The following is a 24,111-nucleotide window of genomic DNA, read 5'->3' on the forward strand; positions in this document are numbered from 1 at the left end:
GGCGGCAGGCAGGGGACGTCAGCGACGGATCAGAGCGCGCACTTGGCGGCGTAGCTGTCCACCTGGGCCGTGGCGATGGTCTTGACCGGCACTTCGACGAGCTTGCCGTCGGCGCCGGGCTGGACCTTGAGCAGGTGCCAGTCGATCACCGCGTGCTGGTTGCTGCCGAAGCGGAAGTCGCCGCGCACCGAGTCGAAGTCGGCGGCGCGCAGGGCGCTGCGGAAGGCGTCGGCGTCCTTGAGGTCGCCGTGGGTGGCCTTGAGCGCCGAGCCGATCAGCCGTGCGGTGTCGTAGCCCTGGGCGGCGTACATGGTCGGCGCACGGTTGTACTTGGCGGTGAACGCCTGGATGAAAGCCTGGTTGGCCGGGCTGGCGGACTGCGGGTTCCAGCCGCTGACCACGTTGACGCCCTCGGCCACGTCGCCGGTGGCGGCGAGCATGCGCTCGTCCATGGAGAACACCGGCACCACCATCGGGATGCTCTTGGCCAGGCCCGAGCTGCCGTACTGCTTGGCGAAGTTGATGCCGGCGCCGCCGGGGTGGAACTGGAACACCGCATCCGGGTTCAGCGCGCGCAGGCGCGCCAGCTCCACGGAGAAGTCCAGCTGGTTGAGCTTGGTGTAGATCTCGGTGACCTCGCCCTTGAAGGTGCGCTTGAAGCCGGCCAGGGCGTCGCGGCCGGCCTGGTAGTTGGGGGCGAGGATGACCATCTTCTGGTAGCCGAGGTCGTTGGCGGCGACGCCGGCCATCTCGTGGGGCACGTCGTTCTGGTAGGAGGCGGCGAAGTAGTTGGCCTTGCACTGCTCGCCGGCGAGGTTGGACGGGCCGGCGTTGGCGCTGATGTAGAAACGGTCGCCTTGGGTGGCGCCGTTGACCACGGCGGCGAGCACGTTGGAGAACATCACCCCGGTGTACAGGGAGATGCCGTCCAGGCTCATGCGGTCGACGATCTGCTTGCCCTTGGCGGGTTGCAGGCCGTCGTCCTCGACCACCAGCTCCACCGGCACGCCGCCGAGCTTGCCGCCTTCCTGCTCGATGGCCAGGCGAAAGGCGTCGCGGGCGTCCTCGCCGAGGTAGCCGGCGGGGGTGGATAGGGTGGTGATGAAGCCGATGCGCACCGGCTCCTGGGCCAGGACGTTGAAGGAAGAGGCCAGTGCCGCCCCGAGCAGCGCAAGGTTGAGGGTCTTTTTCATGGTTACCGCCTTGGTTGTGCAGCTCCGTGCGAGATTCGGGCTGCTGGTTTTTGTTCGTGGGCAGTCGATGAAGCGGGTGAAGCTGGTTGTCGTTGTCGTTGTCGTTGTCGTTGTCGTTGTCGTTGTCGTTGTTGCGTTGCGCGGGCCGGGTGTCCCGGCCCGCGGCGACGCTCAGGTGTTGCTTTCGGTGAATTTCTCGAAATACAGGCGGCCGTTGTCGATGGCGTTGCTCGCCAGCCAGTCCTTCACCGACTCGACCATCGGCGGAGGGCCGCACAGGTACATGTCGAAGGCCAGCTCGCGCAGGGCGGCGGCGTCGAAGTGCTCGGCCACGTAGCCGCGCTGGCCGCTCCAGTCCGGATCCGCATCGCTGATCACCGGGGTGAAACTGAAGCCCGGGATGCGCTCGGCGTAGCCCTGGATGCGCTCCAGCTCGCAGAGGTCGGCCGCCTGGCGCACGCCGAAGTACAGGTGCACCGGCTGGCCGCAGCCGCCGCGTTCGGCGATCTCGTCGAGCATGCCGAGGAACGCCGACAGCCCGGTGCCGCCGGCCACCAGCAGCAGCGGCCGCTCGATGTGGCGCATGTAGAAGGCGCCCAGCGGGGCCTCGAAGCGGATCTCGTCGCCGACCTGGCAGCGCTCGCGGATGTAGTTGCTCATCACCCCGTCCGGCAGCAGACGGATGAGGAACTGCAGACGGTTCTGCGCGTTCGGCCGGTTGGCGAACGAGTAGGAGCGCTTGGCCTCGGTGCCCGGCACCTGCAGGCGGGCGTACTGCCCGGGCAGGAAGTCCAGCTGCTGGCCGTCGGCGCCGGCGTCCACATGCAGGATCGCGGTGGTCGGCGAGACCTGCTCGACGCGGCTGACCACGCCGCGCTGCTGCCCCGGACGCGCCGCGCTGCACAGGCTGGAGTCGAAGTCGAAGTAGAACGACGCGTCCGACTTCACCCGGGTCTGGCAGGTGAGGATCTTGCGCTGCTCGATGTCCTGGGCCGACAAGGCCTCCTCGTCCACGTAGTCCATTTCGTAGCGGCCGGACTCGCAGCGGCCCATGCAGGTCCCGCACACGCCCTCGCGGCAGTCGAGCGGGATGTTGATGCCGTTGCGCAGGGCGGCGTCGAGCAGGACCTCGTTGCCCTGCACGGGGAAGAACAGGGTTTTGCCGTCGGCAAAACTGAAGGCGACCTTGTGGCTCATGGCGCGTCCATCCGGTAAATCAGAGGTGGTAGAAGTCGAGCACCGAGTTGATGGTGTCGTTGAGCAGCACGATGTGCTTGCGGGTGATCTTCCAGCTCTCGCCCGCCGGCTTGAGGTGGTAGGTGACGTACCCGTAGAACTGCTCGCTCATCCCCAGGCGGTGGAACAGGGTGTGCCAGTTGGCCCTGACCTCCAGCTGGCCGCCGTCCAGCTCGGCGATCCGCACGTTGTCGACAAAGTGCGCGGTGCGCGGCATCGGCACGGTGGAGGCGGCCTTGCCGGTGCGGATGCGGTACACGCGGTCTTCCAGGCCGGAGCGGTTGGCGTAGTAGATCAGCGACATGCCGCGCTTCGGGTCCTTGACGTACTCGTGCTCCGAATCCCACTGCGGCAGGTGGTATTCGCACTGCTCGTCGAACAGCTCGAGGTAGGCGTCCCAGTCCTGGGCGTCGCACAGCGCGGACTTCTCATAGAGGAACTGTTCGATCTGGTACTGCAGCTGCGGATTCATTACTCCACCTCCTTGAGCTTCAGGGCTTTCTGGTCCAGGCCCTCGAGCAGGAACCGCTGCCAGTTGGCGTGCTGGTTCACGTACAGGCCTTCGTGGGTGAACTCGGTGCCGGTCAGCGCCGGGGCGATGCCGATGGTTTCGCTGTTGGCGGTGGGGCCGCTGACCCACTTGTCGTGGCCGCGGGAGATGTCGTTCCAGCGCTCCAGGCGGGCCTGGAAGCCGCGCTGGGCTTCGCGGAACTCGACGAGGTCGTCGGGGGTGCCCATGCCGGAGACGTTGAAGAAGTCCTCGAACTGGCGGATGCGGCTTTCGCGGTCGGCGTCCGACTCGCCCTTGACGCCGATGCACTGGCTGATGATCTCGGTCTTGTTCCAGGCCACCGGACGGACGATGCGCAGCTGCGAGCTGATCTGGTCCATGAAGAACAGGCTGGGGTAGATGTTCAGGTTGCGCAGGCGGTGCATCATCCACTCCGCCTTGGCCTGGCCGTAGGCCTCCACCAGGCGCGGCATCACGCTGGCGTAGCCGGGACGCACGGCGGGGTTGGGCATGTCGCTGAACAGCAGGCTGTGGCCGTTGTGGAAGGAGAACCAGCCGTCGTCGGTCTCGGCGTCGCCGGCGCCCAGCTTGCTGTAGTCCAGGGTGCCGGTGGCGCCGCCCTTGGCCGCGTTGACCTGCTGGCGGTGCTGCACGGTGGCCACGTAGTTGTAGTGCACGGTGCTGACGTGGTAGCCGTCCAGGCCGTTCTCGTTCTGCAGCTTCCAGTTGCCGTCGTAGGTGTAGGTGGACTTGCCCGGCAGCACTTCCAGCTCGCCGGTGGGCGACTGGGCGACCATCATGTCGAAGAACACCCGGGCGTCGCCGAGGAAGTCTTCCAGGCTGTCGGTGCCGGCGACGTCCAGGCTGATGAACACGAAGCCCTTGTAGCTCTCGATGCGCGCCTTCTTCAGGCTGCGCGAGGCCTTGTCGAAGTTCACCGGGTATTCGTCCGGGGCCTTGACCTTCACCAGGCGACCGTCGCTCTTGTAGCACCAGGCGTGGAACGGGCAGGTGAAGGTGGACTGGTTGCCCTTGCAGACGCGGGTCAGGGTGGCGCCGCGGTGCTGGCAGGCGTTGATCAGCGCATGCAGCTGACCGTTGCCGTCGCGGGTGATGATCATCGGCTGGCGACCGGCGCGCATGGTCACGAAGTCGTGCGGCTTGGCCAGCTCGCTTTCATGGCAGGCGTAGATCCAGTTGCGCTCGAAGATCAGCTCCATCTCCAGGTCGAACAACTCCGGCTCGGTGAACATGTCCCGGGCGATACGGAAAACACCTTCGGCGGGACGGAAGTCCACACAGCCGGCGATGTATTCCTTCCACTGCTCGATGTTCTTGTTTGAATTGGTCATGGTTTTTGTACCTTCCACAGCGGGTGATCCGTGGAAGCCATTAAAGGAAAGCGCGGGCAAACCGGTCTATCCGCCTGGTTGACGAAGACCATCCGGAAATTCCGGCTATGGGTTTGTGGGGATCAGCAGGTAGCGCGCCCAGCTGCCGGCGTGCGCGGACATGACACGGAATTTGGTCCTGTCGCGGGGCGGTCGGTAACACCCGCGGCAGCCGGGCCAGCGGGCGGTAACAGTCTGCCGTTCTCTGGTGCGCGGCCGCTCTGGAACGGGGCTTCGGGCATGCCTGGCACGGAGGAATCCGCCGTTCGGCAGATGGGTCTATCCGGAAATTTGCCAGGCGCTATCCTGAATTTCCGGATAACCGGCCGCACAAGCGTGGCATGGCAATTGCTTTGTACGTATGTACAGCGCCGTCAGAGCGCAACCGGTCGAACAGCTTCAACAGGTGCCTTGCGATGAACAACAACAACGGTCTGCATGGTCGGGATATATCCGCCGATCGCTTCGATCTCGCCGGAGCGCGTTCCTGGATGTCCGAAGTCTGCGGTCCGCACGTGCTCAGGGCGAGCAAGCCGGAGCGCATCCAGTTCCACCACAGCGGCAACGTGCTGCGCTCCACCTCCACCATCCTCGGCTACGTCCAGTACGGCACCGACGTGACCATCGGCGTCGGCGAGGACATGACGCTCAACTGCTACAGCCTCAGCCTGCCGCTGTCGGGCGAGCAGGAGCTGCTCAAGGCCGGAAAGTTGCTGCGCTCCGACCGCGACCGCGGGGTGATCGTCATGCCCTTCGAGCATCAGGAGCTGACCATCGCCGGCGACTGCCGCAAGCTGCAGGTCGCCATCCCCCAGGCGGCCGTGCACAAGACCCTGGAGGAGCTGCTGCAGCGCAGCGTGGAGGTACCGCTCAGCTTCGAGGCGGAGATGGACGCGGTCCACGGCGGCTCGGCGTCCTGGTGGCGCATGGTCCGCCACCTGACCGACGAGCTGGAGCGCAGCCGCGACCTGTTCGGTGAGCTGTTCTTCACCCGCGACATGGAAAGCGCGCTGATCAAGGGCCTGATCCTCACCCAGCCGCACAACTACTCGCAGGAGCTGCGCGAGCGCCTGCAGGTCAAGCTGCCGCACTACCTGGTGCGCGCTCGCGACTTCATCCAGGCCAACGCGCGCCAGGAGCTGTACCTCGAGGACATCGAGCAGGCCGCCGGGGTGGCGCGCTTCAAGCTCTACGAAGGCTTCAATAAGTATTTCGGCCTGTCGCCGATGGCCTATCTGAGGAAGTACCGCCTGACCGCCGTGCGTCAGGACCTCCTCGAGGATCGCTCGCAGCGCAACATCTGCGAGATCGCTCTGAGCTGGGGCTTTACCCACCAGGGACGCTTCTCCAGCGAGTACCGCAAGCTGTTCGGCGAAACGCCGAGCATGACGGTGCAACGGGCCGAGGCGCGGCGGAGCCGCTGACCGCCGCGCCGCGTCTGATACGGTTTTTTCAGGCCGATCTGCCACTGTTTTCGTCTGTCCCGTCCCGGCATAGTCGCCGCCCTGAGTGCCCGCTGCCGCGAGGGCGCGGGTCGGACGAGGTGGCCCATGTACCAATACGACGAATACGACCGCGCCCTGGTGCTCGAGCGCGTCGCGCAGTTCCGCGACCAGATCGGCCGGCGCCTGAACGACGAACTCAGCGAGGAGGAGTTCCTGCCGCTGCGCCTGCAGAATGGGCTGTACCTGCAGAAGCACGCCTACATGCTGCGCGTGGCCATCCCCTACGGCACGCTGTCGAGCGTCCAGATGCGCACCCTAGCGCACATCGCCCGCCACTACGACCGTGACTACGGCCACTTCACCACCCGGCAGAACATCCAGTTCAACTGGATCGAGCTGGAGCAGGTCGGCGACATCCTCGAACGGCTGGCCGAGGTGGAGATGCATGCCATCCAGACCTCCGGCAACTGCGTGCGCAACATCACCACCGAGGCCTTCGCCGGTGTCGCCGCCGACGAGTTGCTCGACCCGCGGCCGCTGGCGGAAATCCTCCGTCAGTGGTCGACGGTCAATCCGGAGTTCCTCTACCTGCCGCGCAAGTTCAAGATCGCCATCTGCTCGGCCGAGCAGGACCGCGCGGCGATCATGATTCACGACATCGGCCTGTATCTGTACCGTGACGAGGCCGGCGAGCTGCTGCTGCGGGTGATGGTCGGCGGCGGCCTGGGGCGCACGCCGATCCTCGGTCAGCAGGTGCGTGAGGCGCTGCCTTGGCGCCACCTGCTGTCCTACGTCGAGGCCATCCTGCGGGTGTTCAACCGCCACGGCCGGCGCGACAACAAGTACAAGGCGCGGATCAAGATCCTGGTCAAGGCGCTCGGCGTCGAGGCCTTCGCCCGCGAGGTGGAGGAGGAGTGGCAGCACATCAAGGACGGCCCGGCCGAGCTGACTGAGGCCGAATACCAGCGCGTCGCCGCCTTCTTCGCGCCGCCGGCATATGAGGCACTATCCGACACCGACCTGGACTACGGCAGCGCACTGGCCGGCGATGCCGAGTTCGCCCGCTGGGCGGCGCGCAACGTGCAGGCGCACAAGGTGCCGGGCTACGCCGCGGTGGTGCTGTCGACCAAGCCCGGCGCCGACGCGCCGCCGGGCGACGTCACCGCCGAGCAGATGGAAGGCATCGCCGAGCTGGCCGAGCGCTACGGCTGCGGCGAAATCCGCATCGCCCACGAACAGAACCTGGTGCTGCCCGACGTGCGCAAGGCCGACCTGTACGCTGTCTGGCAGCGTGCCGGCGAGCTGGGCCTGGCCACGCCGAACATCGGCCTGCTCACCGACATCATCGCCTGCCCGGGCGGCGACTACTGCTCGCTGGCCAATGCCAAGTCGATCCCCATCGCCCAGGCCATCCAGGCGCGTTTCGATGATCTCGACCACCTGCACGATCTGGGCGAGCTGAGCCTGAACATCTCCGGCTGCATGAACGCCTGCGCGCACCACCACATCGGCAACATCGGCATCCTCGGCGTCGACAAGAACGGCAGCGAGTGGTACCAGGTCACCATCGGCGGCGCCCAGGGCAAGGCCAGCGCGCTGGGCAAGGTGATCGGCCCGGCGTTCGGCGCCGAGCAGATTCCCGAGGTGATCGAGCGGCTGGTCGACACCTTCGTCGCCTACCGCGAGGGCGACGAGCCCTTCGTCGATACCGTGCAGCGCATCGGTCTGGAGCCGTTCAAGCAACGGGTCTACCGCCAGGCGGAGGTGTCGGCATGAACAACCTGATCAAGCTGGGCGCGGGCGGCGCGCGCATTGTCGCCGACGATCCCTGGATCTGGGTACGTGAGCCGGTCGAACCACTGCCGGACGGCCCGCTGCTGCTGCCGCTGGCGCTGTGGCGCGCGCGGCAGAGCGAAGCCGTGCTGGCTGGCGCGGCCGATACCCGCGACGGCCTCTGGCTGGCCCCCGACGACGAGCCGGAAGAGCTGGCGCCCTGGCTTGCCGGTCTGCCGTTGATCGCCCTGGAATTTCCGAGCTTCCGCGACGGCCGCGCCTACAGCCAAGCCTACCTGCTGCGCACCCGCCTGGGCTGGCAGGGTGAGTTGCGCGCGGTGGGCGACGTGCTGCGCGACCAGCTCAGCCACATGCGCCAGTGCGGCTTCGACGCCTTCGCCGTGCGTGAGGACAAGTCGGCGGTTGATGCGCTCAAGGGCCTCAACGGCATCAGCGTGCTGTACGGGCGCTCGGTGCTCGAACCGCGGCCGCTGTTCCGCCGCCGCCTTGGCGTGGACGAGGAGGAGTAGGGCATGAGCGTGCGCTCGGTGGTTCCCGCGCCTCGGCGACTTCACCCTTCATGCCGCTTGGCATACATCCGGCACTCGGCGACCAGCGCCAGCAGGTTGGGGTCGCGCTCGCGGCTCTTCAGGAACACCACGCCGATCTGCTGCTGCATGCGGTAGCGCGCCTGCAGCGGAATCAGCCGCACGCGGTTCTCGTACACCGCGGCGATGCGCCCGGGCAGCAGGGCGTAGCCGACCCCGGAGCTGACCATGCTGAGCAGGGTGAAGATGTCGTTGACCTGCATCGCCACCTTGGGCGCGAAGCCGGCCTGCTGGAACACCCGCTGGGCGTCCTGGTGGGTGGCAAAACCCTGGGTCAGGGTGATGAAGGTAGCTTCGCGCAGCTCGGCCAGGTCGACCTCGGCCTGGTTGGCGAACGGCGAGTCGGTGGGCACGGCGAGGAAGATGTCGTCGCGAAACAGCGGCAGCGACTCGCAGTCCGGGTCGGCCACGCTGTCGTTGAGCGACACCAGGATGGCGTCCAGCTCGAAGTTCTTCAGCTTGTAGAGCAGGTCGACGTTGGAGCCGAGGATCAGGTCGATGTTCAGCTCGCTGCGCCGCAGCTTGAGGCCCATGATCAGCTGCGGCACCGTCTTCACCGTCAGCGAATAAAGCGCGCCGAGCTTGAAACGCTCGGCGGAGAAGCCGGCCGCCTCGCGGGTCAGGCGCACGGTGTCGAGCATGTCGGCGATCAGCTTCTGCGCGCGGTCCTCCAGCACGTGGGCACTTTCCAGCGGACTCAGCTTGCGCCCCTCGCGCTTGAACAGCGGGCAGCGCAGGGCGTTTTCCAGCGAATGCAGGGCGCGGTGCACGCTCACCGTGCTGGTGTCCAGCTCGGCGGCGGCGCGCGACAGGTTGCCGCTGCGCATGAAGGCCAGGAAGATTTCCAGCTTCTTGAAGGTCAGTTCTTCGTCGATCTGCATGATGGCGTTCGGTGGCGAAGGTGCCTTCGATTGTGCCGCAAAGCCGGCCGGCGTGCCCGGTCGCGGCGGAAAATCGTCTTTCCTGCAATTTCTCCTCCACTATGCGGTCCAAGTGTCTGACTTTGCAGGAAAACTCTTTACCTGCAGGGTAGCGGCGGATACTGTTCGCCCGTACAGGTGCATGACAAATGGATGGCCAGGCCAGCCGCGGCTCGGCACCTTTTTCCCCCATGAACACTGCTGCCGGCGCCGCTGCGCCGGCACCGGGTCGTCGTGTCGACGGCCCGCCGGTTGGAGACCGCTGGATGTCCGAACAAGCCCTATTCCCGGAGCAGGCCCGTGGCGAGGAGCGCCATTCCCCGGGACGGGAAGCGACGCTAACGGACATCGCCTCGCCGGAGCGCCACACCTGGCAAGGCTACCGCCAAGCCCCCGAGCGCCTGGCGGCCTTCTGCCTGCCCGGTCAGCCGGTGGTGGGCAAGCTGCTGCAGCTGGCCGGCGAGCTGCTCAAGCGCAACGGCCACGACGCCAGCCTGCACGGCTATGCCGGTGCCGACGCCACGCGCCTCGGTCTGCAGGTGGCGGCGCTGTGGAACGTGCTGCACGGCCTGCGTCTCGACACCCTGGCCGCGCCGGCCAGCCTGGCCGAGCCGCAGCGTCTGCGCAGCCCGGCGCAGATCGTCCAGGGCCGCAGCGCCAGCGCCCTCGACAGCGCGCTGCTGTTCGCCGCGCTGCTCGAGCGCATCGGCCTGCATCCGTTGCTGGTGTTGGAGCAGGAGCATGCCTACGTCGGCCTGTGGCTGGGCGCCGAGGGCTTCTTTCCACGCATCTGCAGCGAGGAGGCGCTGACCCTGCGCAAGCGCGTGCAGCTGCGCGAGGTGCTGCTGTTCGACAGCGGCCTGCTCGGCAAGGGCACGCCGTTCAAGGAAGCGATCCGCGTCGCCCAGCAGCGCCTCAACGACGATGCGCGTTTCGTGCTGGTCCTCGACATCGCCCAGGCGCGCGCCGCGCAGATCCGCCCGCTGGACGCCGCTGCCGGCGAACCGCCGGCCGATCCGCAGACGCTCGACGCCCCGGAGCTGGCCGCGGTCGCCGCGGCGGACAGTGACGAACTGCCCGCCGGCCCGGGCGGGCGCCTGGAGCAGTGGCAGCGCCGTCTGCTCGACCTCTCATTGCGCAACCCGCTGCTCAGCCTGCGCGACAGCAAGGTCGCCATCCCGCTGCTGACCCCCGATCCGGCGGCGCTGGAGGATCTGCTGGCCGGCGGCAAGGCCTTCGCCATCGACCCGCAGCCCAGGCGCCCGTCCGGCGCCGCGGAGAATGCCGCCGAGGACGCCGCGGCGCTGGCGCAGACCGCGCTCGCCGCGCTGGCCAAGGGCCGCCTGTTCGCCCCGCTGGAGACGGACAAGCTCGACGCCAGCCTGGTCGAGCTGTACCGCCGCGCGCGCAGCGACCTGGAGGAGGGCGGCGCCAACACCCTGTTCCTCGCCATCGGTTTCCTGCGCTGGCAGCGCCCGGGAGTGAAGGACCGCAGCTATCGCGCGCCGCTGATCCTGCTGCCGGTAACCCTGACCCGCAAGTCGATCAGCTCGGGCATCCGCCTGACCCTCGGCGACGACGAGCCGCGCTTCAACACCACCCTGCTGGAGATGCTGCGCCAGGACTTCAACCTCGACATCCAGGGCTTCGACGCCCTGCTGCCCAGCGACGAGCATGGCCTCGACATCGCCGGCATCCTCACCCGCATGCGCCGCGAGGTGCTCGAGGTGGACGGCTTCGAGATCGCCGACGAGGTGGTGCTGAGCACCTTCTCGTTCGCCAAGTACCTGATGTGGAAGGATCTGGTCGACCGCGTCGAGCAGCTCAAGGACAACCCGGTGGTGCGCCACCTGCTCGACACCCCGCGCGAGCCGTTCGCCAGTACGGGCGAGTTCGTCGCGCCGTGCGAGCTGGACCAGCGCCTGTCGCCGGAGCAGCTGTTCACCCCGCTCTCCGCCGACTCCTCGCAGCTCGCCGCGGTGGTGGCTGCCGCCCAGGGGCGCAACTTCGTGATGATCGGCCCGCCGGGCACCGGCAAGTCGCAGACCATCGCCAACATGATCGCCCACAACCTGGCGCTGGGCCGCACCGTGCTGTTCGTCGCCGAGAAGGCCGCCGCGCTGGAGGTGGTCTACCGCCGCCTGCGCGAGCACGGCCTCGGCGAGTTCTGCCTCGAGCTGCACTCCAACAAGGCGCGCAAGCAGGACGTGATCCGCCAGCTCGGTGAGGCCTGGCAGGCTCGCGCGGCGCTGAGCGAGGAGGAGTGGGAGCGCGAGACGCGGCGCCTGCGCCTGCTGCGCGACGAGCTCAACCAGCTGGTCAAGGCCCTGCACGAGCGCCAGCGCAACGGCATGAGCATCCGCCAGGCGCTGGCCACCGCGGTGGCCAATGCCGGGCTGGCGGAGATCAAGCTGCGCTGGGCCAGCGCCGAGCAGCACGATGTGAGCGCGCTGGAGCAGCTGCGCGCGGTGGCCGAGCGTATCGACCTGAATGCCGGCGAAGTCGGCGACATGGCCAACCATCCGCTGGCCTTCCTGCAGGTGGAGGAGTGGAGCATGGCCTGGCAGCAGGCCCTGCTGCAGCAGGCCACCACCCTGACCAGCCGGGCCCGCACGCTGCAGGGCGCCCTGGTCGAGCTGAGCCAGCGCCTCGGCCTGATCCGCCCGCTCAACGGCCGCGGTCAGCTCGTCGCCCTGGGCCAGCTGCTCGAGCTGCTGCCGCAGACCATCGGCAAGGAGCTGGGCTTCGCCTTCCAGAGCGACGTGCTGGAGCGCCTCGACGCGCTGAACAAGGCGGTCGGCCTGCTCGAGCGCTTCGCTGCCACCGAGGACGAGCTGTCGCTGCGCTGGCCGCGCGAGCGCCTGCTGGCCCTGGACCTGGCGGCGCTGGAGCGGCGCTGGCAGGAGGTCGACGGCAGCTGGTGGCCGCTGACGATCCTCAAGCAGCGCCAGTTCCACGCCTGGCTGCAGGAGCAGGCCGGCGTCGGCGAGGGCGCCAAGGTCGTCACCGACCTGCCGCGCCTGGCCGAGCTGCAGGCAATCCACGCCGAGCTGCAGCCGCTGCTGGCGCGGGTCGATGGCCTGCCCGGCTGGTGCGGCCTGGACTCCGACCCGGCGCAGCTGCGCGTGCTGGCCGACATGGCCTGGCGCCTGCGCCAGCTGCTCGCCGCGCTGGCCACCGATCCCGAGCAGCTGGCCGCGCTGCGCAGCGGCCTGCGCCTGCTGGTGGTGGAGGCCAACGAACTGCTCGCCGCCGACGCTCCGGTCGGCCGCCTGTGCGGCCGCTATCTCGAACTGCAGGACAACTTCGCCGAGGCGCTGGACGAGTTCGCCAGCCTTGCCGGACGCAGCGCGGACGAGCTGTACAGCCCTGGCCTCTCCGGCCTCGAGCAGGTGCTGGAGCTGACCGCGCGCCTCGACGCCGCCCAGGGCCGCCTGCATGCCTGGTGCGCCTGGCTGCGCGTGCGCGGCGAGGCGCTGGCGCTCGGCCTGCTGCCGCTGGTGGAGGCCATCGAGCAGGGCCGCGTGCCGGCCGGCCAGGCGCAGCGCGCGCTGGAGGTCAACTACGCGCGCGGCTGGCTGGTGCAGAAGATCGACGCCACCCCGGCGCTGCGCAACTTCGTGGCGGTCGAGCACGAGCGCAAGATCGCCAGCTTCCGCGCCCTCGATGACCGCGTGCGCGAGATCACCGCCCAGTACATCCGCACGCGCATCCGCCAGGGCCTGGTCGAGCGCGAGGATGCGCAGAAATCCTCCGAGTTCGGGGTGATCCGTCGCGAGCTGGAGAAGAAGACCCGGCACAAGCCGCTGCGCCAGCTGCTCGCCGAGACGCCCAACGCCATCGCCGCACTGACCCCCTGCCTGCTGATGTCGCCGCTGTCGATCGCCCAGTACCTGCCGGCCGACCAGCAGCCGTTCGATCTGGTGATCTTCGACGAGGCTTCGCAGATCACCGTGTGGGACGCCATCGGCGCCATCGCCCGCGGCCGGCAGACCGTGGTGGTCGGTGATCCGAAGCAGCTGCCACCGACCAGCTTCTTCAGCGCGGCGCAGGCCGGCGAGGAGGAGGGCAGCGACGACGAGGACCTGGAGAGCATCCTCGACGAACTGCTCGGCGCCAACCTGCCGACCGTCGACCTGTCCTGGCACTACCGCTCGCGGCACGAGAGCCTGATCACCTTCTCCAACCACCGCTACTACAAGGGCGGGCTGATCACCTTCCCGTCGCCGGCCACCGAGGATCGCGCGGTCAACCTGCAGTTCGTCGCCGGCACTTACGACCGTGGCGGCAGCCAGACCAACCGCGCCGAGGCCGATGCGGTAGTGGCCGAGATCGAGCAGCGTCTCGCGGACGTCGAGCCGGGCCAGCTGACCCTCGGAGTGGTCACCTTCAACCAGAAGCAGCAGACCCTGATCCTCGACCTGCTCGACGCCGCGCGGCGGCGCAATCCGGCGCTGGACCGGCACTTCGACGAGGCGCTGATCGAGCCGGTGTTCGTCAAGAACCTCGAGTCGGTGCAGGGCGACGAGCGCGACCTGATCCTGTTCAGCACCACCTTCGGCCCGGACAGCGTCGGTACGCTGAGCATGAACTTCGGCCCGCTGAACAAGAGCGGCGGCGAGCGGCGCCTCAACGTGGCGATCACCCGCGCGCGCACCGAGCTCAAGGTGTTCTCCAGCCTGCGTCCGGAGCTGATCGACCTGTCGCGCAGCGCCGCCGAAGGAGTCAAGGACCTCAAGCACTTCCTCGAATTCGCCGAGCGCGGCGCGCGCGCGCTGAACGAGGCGGTGCACGGCTCGGTGGGTAGCTTCGACTCGCCGTTCGAGGAGGCGGTGGCGCGCGCGCTGGCCGAGAAGGGCTGGACCCTGCACCCGCAGGTCGGCGTGTCGCGCTTCCGCATCGATCTGGGCGTGGTCGACCCCGACGCGCCGGGGCGCTACCTGGCCGGCATCGAGTGCGACGGCGCCACCTACCACCGCTCGGCCACCGCCCGCGACCGCGACAAGATCCGCGAGAGCGTGCTGCGCGGCCTGGGCTGGGAGATCCTCCGTCTGTGGTCCACCGACTACTGGCTGGATCCGGCCGGCACCCTCGACAAGCTCGACCAGCAGCTGCGCCGGCTGCTGGAGCGGAGCCGGGCGAAGGCTGGCGCGTAGCGGCGCGCGGCTTTTCCCCTCACCCCAGCCCTCTCCCCGCGGGGGAGAGGGGGCAGTCCGCGACGGGGTTTGCGGCTGTGGTGCGTTGCTCCCCTCTCCCCCGCGGGGAGAGGGGCCGGTGAGGGCGGCTGTCAGCCGACGATGCTCAACGCACTGGCGCCGTTGCCCTGGCGCTGCACGCGGATCTGCACCGGGATGCGTTCGTGCATTTCCTGCACGTGGGAGATCACCGCCACCTTGCGCCCCTGCGCCTGCAGGTTGTCCAGCGCGTCCATCGCCAGTTGCAGCGACTCGGGGTCGAGGCTGCCGAAGCCCTCGTCGATGAACAGCGACTCGATGCGCAGCTTGCTCGACGCCATCGACGCCAGGCCCAGCGCCAGCGCCAGCGAGACGAGGAAGGTCTCGCCGCCGGACAGCGAGTGCACCGAGCGCAGCTCGTCGCCCATCTCGGTATCCAGCACCAGCAGGCCCAGCGCGCTGCCACCGCGCTGCAGGCGGTAGCGCCTGGCCAGCTGGCGCAGCTGCAGGTTGGCGTGCTGCACCAGCAGGTCGAGGTTGTAGCCCTGGGCGATCTTGCGGAACTTGTCGCCGGTTGCCGAGCCGATCAGCGCCTCGATACGGCCCCAGCGCTGGTGCTCGGCCTGCGCGGCGGCGATGCGGGTCAGCAGCTCGTTGCTCTGCTGGCGTCGCCGGTCGTCTTCCTTCCTGGCGGCGAGCAGCTCGGCGCAGTGCTGCTCGGTCTGCTCGCCGCGTTGCTGCTGCTCGGCCAGGGCCTGTTCCAGTGCCGCTGGTTCGGGCGCTTCAGTCTGCTTGCTCTGGTGCGCGGCCAGCTGCTGGCTGCGTTCCTCCAGGCGCACGCGGCTCTGGGCGACGGCGTCCTCGGCGGCTTTCAGCTGCGCACGCAGCGCGACGAGATCGCCGGCCGGGCGAGCGAGCAGGGCGGCGAGGGTGGCGTCGTCGAGTTGGGGGTGGCCGGCGCGCCAGGCGGTCAGTTCGCGGTCCAGTCCGGCCCTTTCCTCCTGCAGTTCCTGCAGACGCTGGCGCAGGTTCTGCCCTTCGGCGGCGAGCTGGACCTGGCGCTTGTGGGCGTCCTGCAGTGCCTGCTGTGCGGTCGTCGCGGCAGTGCGCGCCCGGCTTTGCGCCTGCTCCAGCGCCTGCTGCCAGGCGGCGGCGCTCGGCTGCTCGCCGAGGCACTGGCGCAGGCTGGCTTGGGTTGCGTGGCGCAGCGCGTCCAGCTCGCCCTGTCGAGCGCTGCAAGCCTGCAGCTCTTTCTGGCGATGGGTCTGCTCGTTGTGCTCCTTGTCCAGAGTGGTCTGCCGTTGCCGGTATTCCTCGTCCAGTTCGCGCTGAGCGTCCAGTTGCTGCAGGCGTTCGGCGACCTGGCGATCCAGCTCCATGAAGGTGACCGCCGGCGCGGTTTGCCAGCGCGCCAGCCAGTCGCCGGGCAGCAGCGTGGCGAAGGTCTGCAGCTCCGTGTCCAGGCGCTGCTGGTCGGCGCGCAGCTGTTGGCGCTGGTGTTCCAGATTGCGCTTTGTGGTCTGGCTGAGCTGCTCGGCCTCCAGCTGCTGGCGCTGCAGCTGTTCGCTCTGGCGCTGCAGCTTGAGCAGTTCGCCCTGGCGTTGCTCGGCCTGCTCGATGGACTGGCGCAGGCTGGCAAGCTGGCCGGCGAGCCAGTCGCCCCGCTGCTCGTCGGGGAGCGCCTGCAGCTCGGCATGCGCGGCGAGCGCGCGGTCCAGGGTGCCCAGCTCGCCGACGAGCCGTTCCTGCTCCTGACCGGCTTCGCCCTGCTGCCGTTCCAGCGTGCGGTACTCGGCGCGCAGCTCGGCCTGGCGCTCCTTGAGCTGGTCGACCTGGCGCTGGGCACGTTCCGCTTCGGCCTCGTCCTGGCTGGCGAGGGCCTGGAGCAGGGCATCTGGCTGGTGATAGGGGTGTTCCGCGCTGCCGCACACCGGGCAGGGTTCGCCGTCGCGCAGGTGGGCGCGCAGTTGCTCGACGCTGGCGCTGCGGGCCAGACGCTGGCGCTCGAGCAGGTCGAGGGTGACCTTGAGCGCCTGCTCCGCGCCTTGCAGTTCGGTGCTGGTCGCCTTGCCGTTGGCCACGCACTGCGCGCGCCGGGCATACAGATCGGCGGCGCTCGTTTGTGCCTTGGCCAGAGCCGTAGCCAGCTCCTCGCGGCGCTGCCAGAGCCGTTGAGTATCGTCCAACGTGCGTAGCTGCGGGCGCCAGGCATCGAGCTGTTGCTGCAGGCTGGCGAGCTGTTCGGCCGGCGCGCTGCCGCTGAGTTGTCGCTGCAGGGCGTCGAGCTGCTGGCGGGCTTGGTGCAGCTGCTCGTCTGCCTGTGTGGCGGCCGCTTCCAGCGTAGGCAGTTCCTCGTGGCCCTTGGCCAGCTGGTTGGCCAGTTGCACGACCTGCTGCAGGCGCGGGCGGTGGCCGTCCCAGGCGGAGCACAGGGCGTGCAGGGCAGCGCTGCGCTGCAGGCGTTCGGCCAGTTGGTTCTGCTCGCTGACCAGGCGGGCTTGCCGCTCCTGCAGTTGCTTCAGCGCGGTTTCCCCCGCGCTGAAGGCGTCGCGGGCCCGCTGTTCGGCCTGCTGTGCCTTGCTCAGCTCCTGCTGCAGTTCGGCGAGGCGTTGCTCCTCGCCGAACGCCTGGCGCAGCGGCGCCTCGGCCTGCTGGCGGGCCTGTTCGGCGGCTTCCAGCTGTGTCTTGGCGAGGCTGGCGGCGGCGTCCAGTTCGCCCAGGCGCTGCTGCAGCACCTGCTGCTGCTCGCCGTGGCCTTGCAGGCTGGCGCTCCGCTCGGCCAGCAGCGGCCCCAGTTCGCCCTGGCGGGCGAAGCGGTGACGCTCGGGGGCGAGCTGTTCGAGCAGGGCGAGGGTCTGCCGTTCGCCGGCCAGGCCGTCGTGCTCGGTGCGCGCGGCGTCCAGCTGGTTCTGGGCGGCCTGCTGGTCGGCCTGCAGGCGGGCCAACTCGGTGAGCCACTGGCGCTGCTGCTGCAGGCTGTGCAGCTGTTGCTGCGCGCTCTTGAGCTGCGCCTGTGCTTCGGCGTACTGCTGCTCCAGCAGCTGGCGCTCGTCCGCAGCCAGGGGGCGGATGCCGCCGGCGTCGCGCTCCAGTTGTTCGAGGGCTTCGCGCGCTCGCTTGGCGGCGAGGAAGGCGGCCTTGCCGATGCGGCTGTACAGGCCGGTGTCGGTGAGCTTTTCCAGCAACTCGCCACGGTCGTTGTCGTTGGCCCTGAGAAAGGCGCTGAACTCGCTCTGCGCCAGCAAGACGGCGCGGGTGAACTGCTGCAGGCTGAGGCCCAGGCGCAGCTCCATCTGCTCGCGGAACTCGCTCTTGTTGCTGGTCAGCAGCTGGTCGCCGTCCAGGTCGCGCAGGCTCTGCTGGCTGTTCTGCAGCTTGCCGCTGGCCTTGTCGCGGGCGCGGCGCACTTCCCAGCGCGCCCGGTAGCGCTTGCCGTCGATGCCGACGAAATCCACCTCGGCGTAACCGCCGGCGGTGCCGCGGCGCAACAGGTTGCGGCCGTCGTCGCTGCCCAGCGCCTCGTTGTCGGCGCTGCCGTCCGGCACCTTGAGCTGCGCCTTGGCGTGCTGCAGGCGCGGCGTCTCGCCGAACAGCGCCAGGCACAGGGCGTCGAGCAGGGTGCTCTTGCCGGCGCCGGTCGGTCCGGTGATGGCGAACAGGCCGGCGCTTTGCAGCGGTTCTGCGGTGAAGTCGACGTGCTGCTCGCCGGCCAGCGAGGCGAGGTTCTTCAGGCGGATGGCGAGGATCTTCATGCCGACTGCTCTCCTTCGAGTTCCACTTCCTGCAGCAACTGCAGGAAGTCCTGCAGCACCTGGCCATCGGCGTCATTGCCGTATTCGGCCTGCCAGCTGCGCCGGAACAGCTCCTGCGGGCTGAGCTGGTCGAGGCCGATCAGTGCCGGCGCCTCTTCCTGGCTGCCGCGATATTCGCTGGCGATGCGCACCAGGCGGCAGCCCTTGCCGTCCAGCGCGGCCTCGATCTGCTGGCGCAGGTCGGGCTGCGGCTGCTCCAGCTGCACGCGCACTTCCAGCCAGGGCTGGCGCTCGCGCTCAAGCGCCGAGGCGGGCAGGGCGGCGAGCTGCTCCAGCACCTCGGCCAGCGGCCTGGGGCCGACGCGCAGCATGTCCACCGCGCGCGGGATTGGCAGGCTCTCGACCGTGCGCAGGGCGCTGCCGTCCAGCTCGACCAGCAGCACCTGGTGGGGATAGTTGACCTCGGCGAACGACAGCGGCAGCGGCGCGCCGCTGTAGCGGATGCGACCCTGGCCGGCGACCTGCTGTGGCTTGTGCAGGTGGCCGAGGGCGATGTAGGCGACCTGCTCGGGGAACAGGCTGGCCGGCAGCGCCTCGGCGTTGCCGATGACGATGTTGCGCTCGGAATCCTCGGACACCGCGGCCCCGGCCATGTGCGCGTGGCTGACCGCGACCAGTGCCTGGCCGGGCGCGCGCTGCGCCTCGGCGGCGGCGATCAGCTCGCGGTGCACCTTGTCGATGCCGGCCAGGTAGTCGTCGCCCACCTCGCCACCGGTGACCTCGGCCGGGCGCAGGAACGGCAGGGCCAGGCACCAGGCGCCCACCGAGCCGTCGGCTCGGTGCAGCGGCAGCAGCAGGCGCGTGCTATCGAGACTGCCGTCGTCCAGCCAGCTGACCCGGCCGAGGGCGTGGGCGTTGAGGCGGCGCATCAGGGGCGCCGGCAGCTCGATGCGCCCGCCGGAGTCGTGGTTGCCGGCAATCATCACGATGTCCAGGCGCGGCAGGCGCCGGTGGGCCTCGACGATGAAGTCGTACAGGCGCTCCTGGGCCTTCAACGGCGGGTTGACGGTGTCGAAGACGTCGCCGGCGATCAGCAGGGCGTCGGCCTGCTGCGCCACCAGCTGCTCCAGCAGCCAGGTGAGGAAGGCGGCGTGCTCGAAGTCGCGGTCCTGGCCGTGCAGGGTCTGCCCGAGGTGCCAGTCGGAGGTGTGGATCAGGCGCATGGTCGCTCCATCAAACAATCGCTCCCTCAAAGGGCGCGCAGCAGCCAGGCGGCCGCGGCGATCGCCAGCATGTGCAGCGGATAGAAGTAGTAGGCCCAGCGGCCGACCGCCGGCACGCGCAGGCGCTCCGGCAGCGGCGTGCGCAGCAGCCAGAAACCCAGCGGCAGGGCAGCCAGGCAGCTGAAGGCGATCAGCCAGTCGCGCGGCTGCCCGGCGAGCAGGGCGGCGCCGAGACGCGGCGTCAGGTTGGCCAGCAGTGCCGTCAGCGTAGCCAGCGCCAGCCACGCGCCGCCGCGCTGCAGGGCCAGCAGGCACAGGGTCGGCAGCAGCACGCCGAGCAGGCCGTAGGTCAGGCTGGCGTTCAGCCAGACGGCGCCGGCCAGCAGCAGGGCGGCCAGCAGCAGCGGCCCGCGCTGCAGGGCCTGGGCGCTCCAGGCGATGGCCCAGCCCAGCGCCAGGGTGATGAGAATGTTGAGCTTGCCGGCGTTGCCCAGCATCAGGTCGTGGGCCGGCTCGCTGAGTGCGGCGAACAGCAGCAGGGCGGCGATGTGGCGCTGCTCCGAGCGACCGCAGGCGCCCGGCCGGCTGCGCGCCAGGTTGGCGGCCAGGGCCAGACAGAACAGCGGAAAGGCCAGCCGGCCGGGGACGAAGCCCCAGCCCAGCAGGGCGTGACCGGGAATCAGGAAGCGCAGGTGGTCGAGCGCCATGCTCAGCAGCGCCAGCCACTTGACCAGGTCGAGGCCACGCTCGCGGCGGCGCGACGCTTGGGGGGTGTTCATCGGGGCGTAGAGGGCGGCGGATGGCGCATCGCCCGCCCGGCACGCGGGCGCAGGGCCGGGCGCCGGCATCTGGCCGGCTGGGCGCGGCGACCGGATGCCGACAAGGGGACTCAGTCGCCGCGGTATTCGCAGCCGCTGGTGCAGGTCTCGTGCACGCGCACCCGCGACAGCTCGGGCAGAGCTGGCTTGAGCTGCTGCCAGATCCACTTGGAGAGGTTCTCGCTGGTGGGGTTTTCCAGGCCGGGGATGTCGTTCAGGTAGTAGTGGTCGAGGCGATCGTAGATCGGCTTGAAGATCGCCTTGATCTCGCTGAAGTCACGGATCCAGCCGGTATAGGGATCGACCTCGCCCTCGATGTAGATCGCCACGCGGAACGAATGGCCATGCAGACGCCCGCACTTGTGCCCCTGCGGCACATGGGGCAGGAGATGGGCGGCTTCGAAGGTGAATTCCTTGAACAGTTCCACTGATTTTCTCGCAAGTCTTATGCGGCGCGGTCTCTGGCGAACTGCGCGGTGTGAATGTACTTACTGATGTACTGATTGATCGTTGCTGGCGGTGAGGCTGGCCATCCAAGTGGCAATGTCAGACTGCCGCCAGGCGACCGAGTTGGGGCCTAGTTTAACCTGTTTCGGGAATGTTCCCTCACGCATCCGACGGTACACGGTGTTTCTACCGAGGCCAGTTGTATGGAGCACCTCATCGAGGCGCATGAGGCGGTCGATGCTTTCCGCTGCGTTCATGGCAATAGCTCTCCGTGCCGCCCGGTCGGGCAGCGTTAAGTTAGTAGTTGAGAGTGGATGGGATCAGGCTGCGGCAGGCGGCCAGTGCTGATCAGTCGCTGCAGTGGAGCTGTGTGCCGCTGAGGCAGTCCGGGTCGCCGCATTCGCAGATGCTTGCGCCGACCTGTTCCCGCTCGATTTCCTCGTCGTCGATGCTGCCCAGACCGGCGAATGGGCCGGCCTCGATCTGCTCGCGCGCCAGGCTGGCGGCCGTGGACTCGTCGACCTGGTCGAACGCCGCGTCGAGTTGGTTCCAGCCATCGTCGTTGTCAGGGAACCCCAGCTTGATGTCGCAGATGCTGCCGTTGGGCATCCGGAAGGTGATGGTCAGTTCGTCGCGGCGCTTGACCACCAGGATCTGGCCGATGCCGTCGACATCGAAGAGTTTGGCGAAAGGCTTGTTCATTCTTGGTTCTCCTTGGTCTTGCCCTGGTGTGCTGGCTGGCAGCGCAGGCACTTGCAGCTGCCGATTCGTTCGCCGCTGGTGCGGCAGTAGGTGGGGCGGTTCACGGGGCAGCCTCCGGCAGCTCGCGCACGAAGGCTGCGGCGTTGTCGACCTCGAGCCAGCCGCCGCAGCGCTTGTGCTGGTACTGCTCGCCGCGGATCTCGTCGAGGTCGTCGCCCTCGAGGCCGATCACCTGGCTGCAGTGGGGGCAGCGGGCGGTATATGAGCGGTCGGTGTCGCGGCTGACCTGGCGGACGATCAGGATCTCGTCCGAGGCAGACTGGTTTTCTGTGGGCATGGGGATACCTCGCCGGGGTGGCGTGATGGCACGGAGTGGGGTAGGTTCGATTTTTCGATCAAAATCAGGGAAGTTGCTATGTCCGGCGTTGCGCAAATATCTCAATATCAAGAGGCATACAAGATTGCTCTTTCCATGCATCGGCAATTCGAAGATCTAGATGCCCCTGCATTGCTGATCCTTTTGGATAGTTTCGAGAGGATCATTATTCCTCTTGTTAAAAGTGTTGATCCGAAATGGGATCACTGTGGTTCTTTAGGGAGGCATATGAACTTTCTAAGGAAATACTTGCCGCGTGGTTATAAGCAGCTATGTGTGAGCGATGCTTTCGATGTCGTTTATTACGATCTTCCTATTCTTGCGGATTATTTGATATCTGAAGCTGGTACACCAGGGCACATTGATCCAAGGCTTTTTGAAGCAACCAATAGGCTATTTGATATTCAGGATTATGCATCTGTGATCAGGGCGGCTTTCCCTGTGCTATCGGCGAGGCTTCGACTTTTATTTGGAGTGTCGCCTGGGTCTGATGGCGAGGGGTTGGTGAATGCCATATTTGCGCGTGGGGAGGGTGACAATCCAGTAGTGCTGTCCACTGATGCGAAAACTGCCTATAGGAATTTATTGGCTGGTTTTTATGCAACTTATAGGAATCGCCTGAATCATGATGACTTTCAGCCAACCCTGACTCAGGCAAAGGGTGTTGTGGAAATGACGAACTCTTTGATCAAGGACTTGGAGGAAGTGGCGGAGGCCTCAGCGGCTCATAATTTAATTTAATTATCCGATGCTTCTCTGTATTAAAATTGGGGCGAGATTTTAACCTGGTTATATAGAGCCTCACATGACCCTACGATGCCACCAAAGCATATTGAGCGGCCCTTTCAGGGCCGTTCCTCTTTCTGCGTCATGCTCAAGCCTATTGCCACCGGCCGCACCCACACCGGCATGTTGCTGAGCATGAACGTCTCGCCCTGCCCGGCCAGCAGCAGGGTGGTACCCATGACGTGGGCGATGGCCTCGGCCGCCGCCGGCGGTACCGCGTTGCCGATGCGCTCCCGCCAGGCCTGATCGGACAAACCGTCCAGCTCCAGCTGCTCCTCTGGGTCCACCAGACTCTGCAGGGCGGCCAGCTCGAGCGTGGTGAAAGGCCGGTGCCAGGTGCCGTCGAGCGCGCGGATCACGCATGTCAGGCGCTTGTCGGCCGCCGGCATGCGCGGGTCGGCGACGCTCCAGCGGCCGTTGTCCTGGCGCGCACTGGCGGACACTGCACCGGCCTGCCCATCCCATGCCACTACGCCGTAGTGGCCTCCAGTGAGATAGGCGTCGCCGGCGACGCGACGCATGCCCGGGCGCGGATCTGCCACGCACTGACCGCCAGCGCTGGGCGACTGGCCACCGGTCACGGTGCCGGCCGCCTGATCCATCGGCACGATGCGGTAGACATTGTGGTGGTACTCGCGAGTCGGCCGTGGATCTGCCACCGAAAACGTGCCTTGCCCAGGCGACTTCACGCCGATCACCGCCCCACTGGTCTCGTCCCAGCGGCGCACGCCGTACTGTTGGTACTGCAGCGCGCCGGCCGGCGCCCGCGGATCGGCCACTGAGAATGCGCCGTTGGTGGGGCTGCTGCGGCCGGCGACGGTACCCACCGCCTGATCCCAGTCGCGAACGCCAAGATAGCCCGCCTGGTACTCTGGCACGATGACGAAGTCGCGCAGGTAGCCGTCCTCGATCGCCAGGCGGTTCAGGCTGCGCCAGTCCTTCCCGGCCTCAACCAGGGCGAGGCGCACCCAGGTCTTCCACTGCAGCGCCGGCACCCGATGCATCGGTCCAGCGGTCTCCACGTCGCCAGCCAGCGGCATGCGGCCGAGAATGTCGCCCACCGAGCGCAGGGTCTTCTTTTCCGGCTCGTACAGGAACGGCGGCACCTTCTCGACGTGGCGCGCGACCAGCAGGAATCGCTTACGACTCTGCGCCAGGCCGCCCAGCTCGCCGCAGTCGTGGGTGGTTTCCGCCACCGCGTAGCCATAGTGGCCGAGCAGTTGGCCGATCTGGTCCAGCAGGTGCCGGCCGCGGGTGGCCAGACGCGGTACGTTCTCGAACACGATCAGGTCGACCGGGTTGTGCCGCCAGGCCTCGCACATCAGCCAGACGCAGCGCAGCGTCAGCTCGTTGAGCGCCTGGTACTTCGGGGTCTTGCTCATGCTCTCGGACAGCAGGCCGCTGGCGCCCTTGCACGGGCTGCTGATGAAGACCGCATTCGGGTCCTCGTTCTGTGCGGCGCGGCGGATGTCCTCGGGCGTCGCCTCCAGCCAGCCGGCCGGCGGCTCGACGCCGTGGAAACGGGTGTACTGGTCGCGGGTGAACAGGTCCAGCAGGGTGCCCGGCACACCGGCCAAACGCTCGAAGTCGCGCAGGCCGGCCGGGTCGACATCGATGCCGCCGAGGCAGCGCCATTCGGCCTGCTGGTTGCCGACCACCGGCTTGGCGCGGTTGAAGCCCTTGGCGCCGCCGCCCAAACCACAACAAAAGTGGAAATGTTTTAGTTTTTTTATCAGCATACTCATGTCTCGATCAG

At 67.9% G+C, this 24,111-nt stretch carries 18 protein-coding genes; 5 read left to right on the plus strand and 13 right to left on the minus strand.

Going from position 1 to position 24,111, the window contains the following annotated elements:
- Window positions 1-29 precede the first annotated feature (29 nt).
- The 4 genes from BM297_RS02645 to antA all read right to left on the minus strand — a co-directional run bounded on the left by BM297_RS02645 (window position 30) and on the right by antA (window position 4,292).
- Window positions 30-1,193 (minus strand): ABC transporter substrate-binding protein, encoded by a 1,164-nt coding sequence (locus BM297_RS02645; protein ID WP_092428020.1) that lies wholly within the window; start codon window positions 1,191-1,193, stop codon window positions 30-32.
- A gap of 171 nt (window positions 1,194-1,364) precedes the next feature.
- Complete coding sequence (gene antC, locus BM297_RS02650) at window positions 1,365-2,390, minus strand: anthranilate 1,2-dioxygenase electron transfer component AntC (RefSeq protein WP_092428022.1); 1,026 nt, start codon at window positions 2,388-2,390, stop codon at window positions 1,365-1,367.
- 19 nt (window positions 2,391-2,409) lie between these two features.
- Complete coding sequence (antB, locus tag BM297_RS02655; protein WP_092428024.1) at window positions 2,410-2,901, minus strand: anthranilate 1,2-dioxygenase small subunit; 492 nt, start codon at window positions 2,899-2,901, stop codon at window positions 2,410-2,412.
- Window positions 2,901-4,292 carry an anthranilate 1,2-dioxygenase large subunit gene (antA, locus tag BM297_RS02660; RefSeq protein ID WP_092428026.1) on the minus strand — a complete coding sequence of 464 codons (1,392 nt, stop codon included), beginning with the start codon at window positions 4,290-4,292 and terminating at the stop codon, window positions 2,901-2,903. Before antA ends, antB begins: the two co-directional genes overlap by 1 nt.
- Window positions 4,293-4,747: 455 nt before the next feature.
- On the opposite strand from antA, the gene BM297_RS02665 reads away from it, so the two are divergent.
- From BM297_RS02665 to BM297_RS02675, 3 genes are all read left to right on the plus strand, one after another.
- Window positions 4,748-5,755, plus strand: a complete 1,008-nt coding sequence (locus BM297_RS02665; protein WP_175526583.1) for an AraC family transcriptional regulator — start codon at window positions 4,748-4,750, stop codon at window positions 5,753-5,755.
- 126 nt (window positions 5,756-5,881) lie between these two features.
- Window positions 5,882-7,552, plus strand: a complete 1,671-nt coding sequence (locus BM297_RS02670) for a nitrite/sulfite reductase (protein WP_092428028.1) — start codon at window positions 5,882-5,884, stop codon at window positions 7,550-7,552.
- Window positions 7,549-8,079 carry a DUF934 domain-containing protein gene (locus BM297_RS02675; protein WP_092428030.1) on the plus strand — a complete coding sequence of 177 codons (531 nt, stop codon included), beginning with the start codon at window positions 7,549-7,551 and terminating at the stop codon, window positions 8,077-8,079. The genes BM297_RS02670 and BM297_RS02675 overlap by 4 nt, the downstream gene beginning before the upstream one ends.
- Before the next feature lie 41 nt (window positions 8,080-8,120).
- Here BM297_RS02675 and BM297_RS02680 read toward each other — a convergent pair whose 3' ends face one another.
- On the minus strand, window positions 8,121-9,038 hold the full coding sequence (locus BM297_RS02680) for a LysR family transcriptional regulator (protein WP_092428032.1): 918 nt from the start codon (window positions 9,036-9,038) through the stop codon (window positions 8,121-8,123).
- 305 nt (window positions 9,039-9,343) lie between these two features.
- Here BM297_RS02680 and BM297_RS02685 point away from each other — a divergent pair, with 305 nt between their 5' ends.
- Window positions 9,344-14,233 carry a DUF4011 domain-containing protein gene (locus BM297_RS02685; protein ID WP_175526584.1) on the plus strand — a complete coding sequence of 1,630 codons (4,890 nt, stop codon included), beginning with the start codon at window positions 9,344-9,346 and terminating at the stop codon, window positions 14,231-14,233.
- 131 nt (window positions 14,234-14,364) lie between these two features.
- Here BM297_RS02685 and BM297_RS02690 read toward each other — a convergent pair whose 3' ends face one another.
- The 7 genes from BM297_RS02690 to BM297_RS02720 form a co-directional block, all read right to left on the minus strand.
- On the minus strand, window positions 14,365-18,003 hold the full coding sequence (locus tag BM297_RS02690; protein ID WP_092428036.1) for an AAA family ATPase: 3,639 nt from the start codon (window positions 18,001-18,003) through the stop codon (window positions 14,365-14,367).
- Window positions 18,000-19,226 carry an exonuclease SbcCD subunit D C-terminal domain-containing protein gene (locus tag BM297_RS02695; protein ID WP_092428038.1) on the minus strand — a complete coding sequence of 409 codons (1,227 nt, stop codon included), beginning with the start codon at window positions 19,224-19,226 and terminating at the stop codon, window positions 18,000-18,002. Before BM297_RS02695 ends, BM297_RS02690 begins: the two co-directional genes overlap by 4 nt.
- Window positions 19,227-19,252: 26 nt before the next feature.
- Window positions 19,253-20,005 carry a TraX family protein gene (locus BM297_RS02700; protein WP_092428040.1) on the minus strand — a complete coding sequence of 251 codons (753 nt, stop codon included), beginning with the start codon at window positions 20,003-20,005 and terminating at the stop codon, window positions 19,253-19,255.
- Between the two features lie 110 nt (window positions 20,006-20,115).
- Entirely contained in the window at window positions 20,116-20,472 is a 357-nt protein-coding gene (queD, locus tag BM297_RS02705) for a 6-carboxytetrahydropterin synthase QueD (protein ID WP_092428042.1), read from the minus strand.
- A 60-nt stretch (window positions 20,473-20,532) separates the two neighbouring features.
- A complete protein-coding gene (locus BM297_RS02710; RefSeq protein ID WP_092428044.1) occupies window positions 20,533-20,748 on the minus strand; it encodes a helix-turn-helix transcriptional regulator in 216 nt (71 codons plus the stop codon).
- Between the two features lie 91 nt (window positions 20,749-20,839).
- Window positions 20,840-21,193 carry a hypothetical protein gene (locus BM297_RS02715; protein ID WP_092428046.1) on the minus strand — a complete coding sequence of 118 codons (354 nt, stop codon included), beginning with the start codon at window positions 21,191-21,193 and terminating at the stop codon, window positions 20,840-20,842.
- Window positions 21,194-21,293: 100 nt separating this feature from the next.
- Complete coding sequence (locus BM297_RS02720; RefSeq protein WP_092428048.1) at window positions 21,294-21,530, minus strand: hypothetical protein; 237 nt, start codon at window positions 21,528-21,530, stop codon at window positions 21,294-21,296.
- Window positions 21,531-21,608: 78 nt separating this feature from the next.
- Here BM297_RS02720 and BM297_RS02725 point away from each other — a divergent pair, with 78 nt between their 5' ends.
- Window positions 21,609-22,310 carry a TIGR02391 family protein gene (locus tag BM297_RS02725; protein ID WP_092428050.1) on the plus strand — a complete coding sequence of 234 codons (702 nt, stop codon included), beginning with the start codon at window positions 21,609-21,611 and terminating at the stop codon, window positions 22,308-22,310.
- Between the two features lie 104 nt (window positions 22,311-22,414).
- On the opposite strand, the gene BM297_RS02730 is transcribed toward BM297_RS02725, so the two are convergent.
- The gene (locus BM297_RS02730; RefSeq protein WP_092428052.1) at window positions 22,415-24,094 is read right to left on the minus strand and encodes a DNA cytosine methyltransferase; all 1,680 of its coding nucleotides are present in this window, start codon (window positions 24,092-24,094) and stop codon (window positions 22,415-22,417) included.
- Window positions 24,095-24,111: the final 17 nt, after the last annotated feature.

The sequence above is a fragment of the Geopseudomonas sagittaria genome (assembly GCF_900115715.1).
Lineage (GTDB): Bacteria > Pseudomonadota > Gammaproteobacteria > Pseudomonadales > Pseudomonadaceae > Geopseudomonas > Geopseudomonas sagittaria.

Bases quoted from the DNA above. Each gene is read 5' to 3' on its own strand.
- BM297_RS02645 (WP_092428020.1), bottom strand. From the start codon at position 1,193: ATGAAAAAGACCCTCAACCTTGCGCTGCTCGGGGCGGCACTGGCCTCT.
- antC (WP_092428022.1), bottom strand. From the start codon at position 2,390: ATGAGCCACAAGGTCGCCTTCAGTTTTGCCGACGGCAAAACCCTGTTC.
- antB (WP_092428024.1), bottom strand. From the start codon at position 2,901: ATGAATCCGCAGCTGCAGTACCAGATCGAACAGTTCCTCTATGAGAAG.
- antA (WP_092428026.1), bottom strand. From the start codon at position 4,292: ATGACCAATTCAAACAAGAACATCGAGCAGTGGAAGGAATACATCGCC.
- BM297_RS02665 (WP_175526583.1), top strand. From the start codon at position 4,748: ATGAACAACAACAACGGTCTGCATGGTCGGGATATATCCGCCGATCGC.
- BM297_RS02670 (WP_092428028.1), top strand. From the start codon at position 5,882: ATGTACCAATACGACGAATACGACCGCGCCCTGGTGCTCGAGCGCGTC.
- BM297_RS02675 (WP_092428030.1), top strand. From the start codon at position 7,549: ATGAACAACCTGATCAAGCTGGGCGCGGGCGGCGCGCGCATTGTCGCC.
- BM297_RS02680 (WP_092428032.1), bottom strand. From the start codon at position 9,038: ATGCAGATCGACGAAGAACTGACCTTCAAGAAGCTGGAAATCTTCCTG.
- BM297_RS02685 (WP_175526584.1), top strand. From the start codon at position 9,344: ATGTCCGAACAAGCCCTATTCCCGGAGCAGGCCCGTGGCGAGGAGCGC.
- BM297_RS02690 (WP_092428036.1), bottom strand. From the start codon at position 18,003: ATGAAGATCCTCGCCATCCGCCTGAAGAACCTCGCCTCGCTGGCCGGC.
- BM297_RS02695 (WP_092428038.1), bottom strand. From the start codon at position 19,226: ATGCGCCTGATCCACACCTCCGACTGGCACCTCGGGCAGACCCTGCAC.
- BM297_RS02700 (WP_092428040.1), bottom strand. From the start codon at position 20,005: ATGAACACCCCCCAAGCGTCGCGCCGCCGCGAGCGTGGCCTCGACCTG.
- BM297_RS02710 (WP_092428044.1), bottom strand. From the start codon at position 20,748: ATGAACGCAGCGGAAAGCATCGACCGCCTCATGCGCCTCGATGAGGTG.
- BM297_RS02715 (WP_092428046.1), bottom strand. From the start codon at position 21,193: ATGAACAAGCCTTTCGCCAAACTCTTCGATGTCGACGGCATCGGCCAG.
- BM297_RS02720 (WP_092428048.1), bottom strand. From the start codon at position 21,530: ATGCCCACAGAAAACCAGTCTGCCTCGGACGAGATCCTGATCGTCCGC.
- BM297_RS02725 (WP_092428050.1), top strand. From the start codon at position 21,609: ATGTCCGGCGTTGCGCAAATATCTCAATATCAAGAGGCATACAAGATT.
- BM297_RS02730 (WP_092428052.1), bottom strand. From the start codon at position 24,094: ATGCTGATAAAAAAACTAAAACATTTCCACTTTTGTTGTGGTTTGGGC.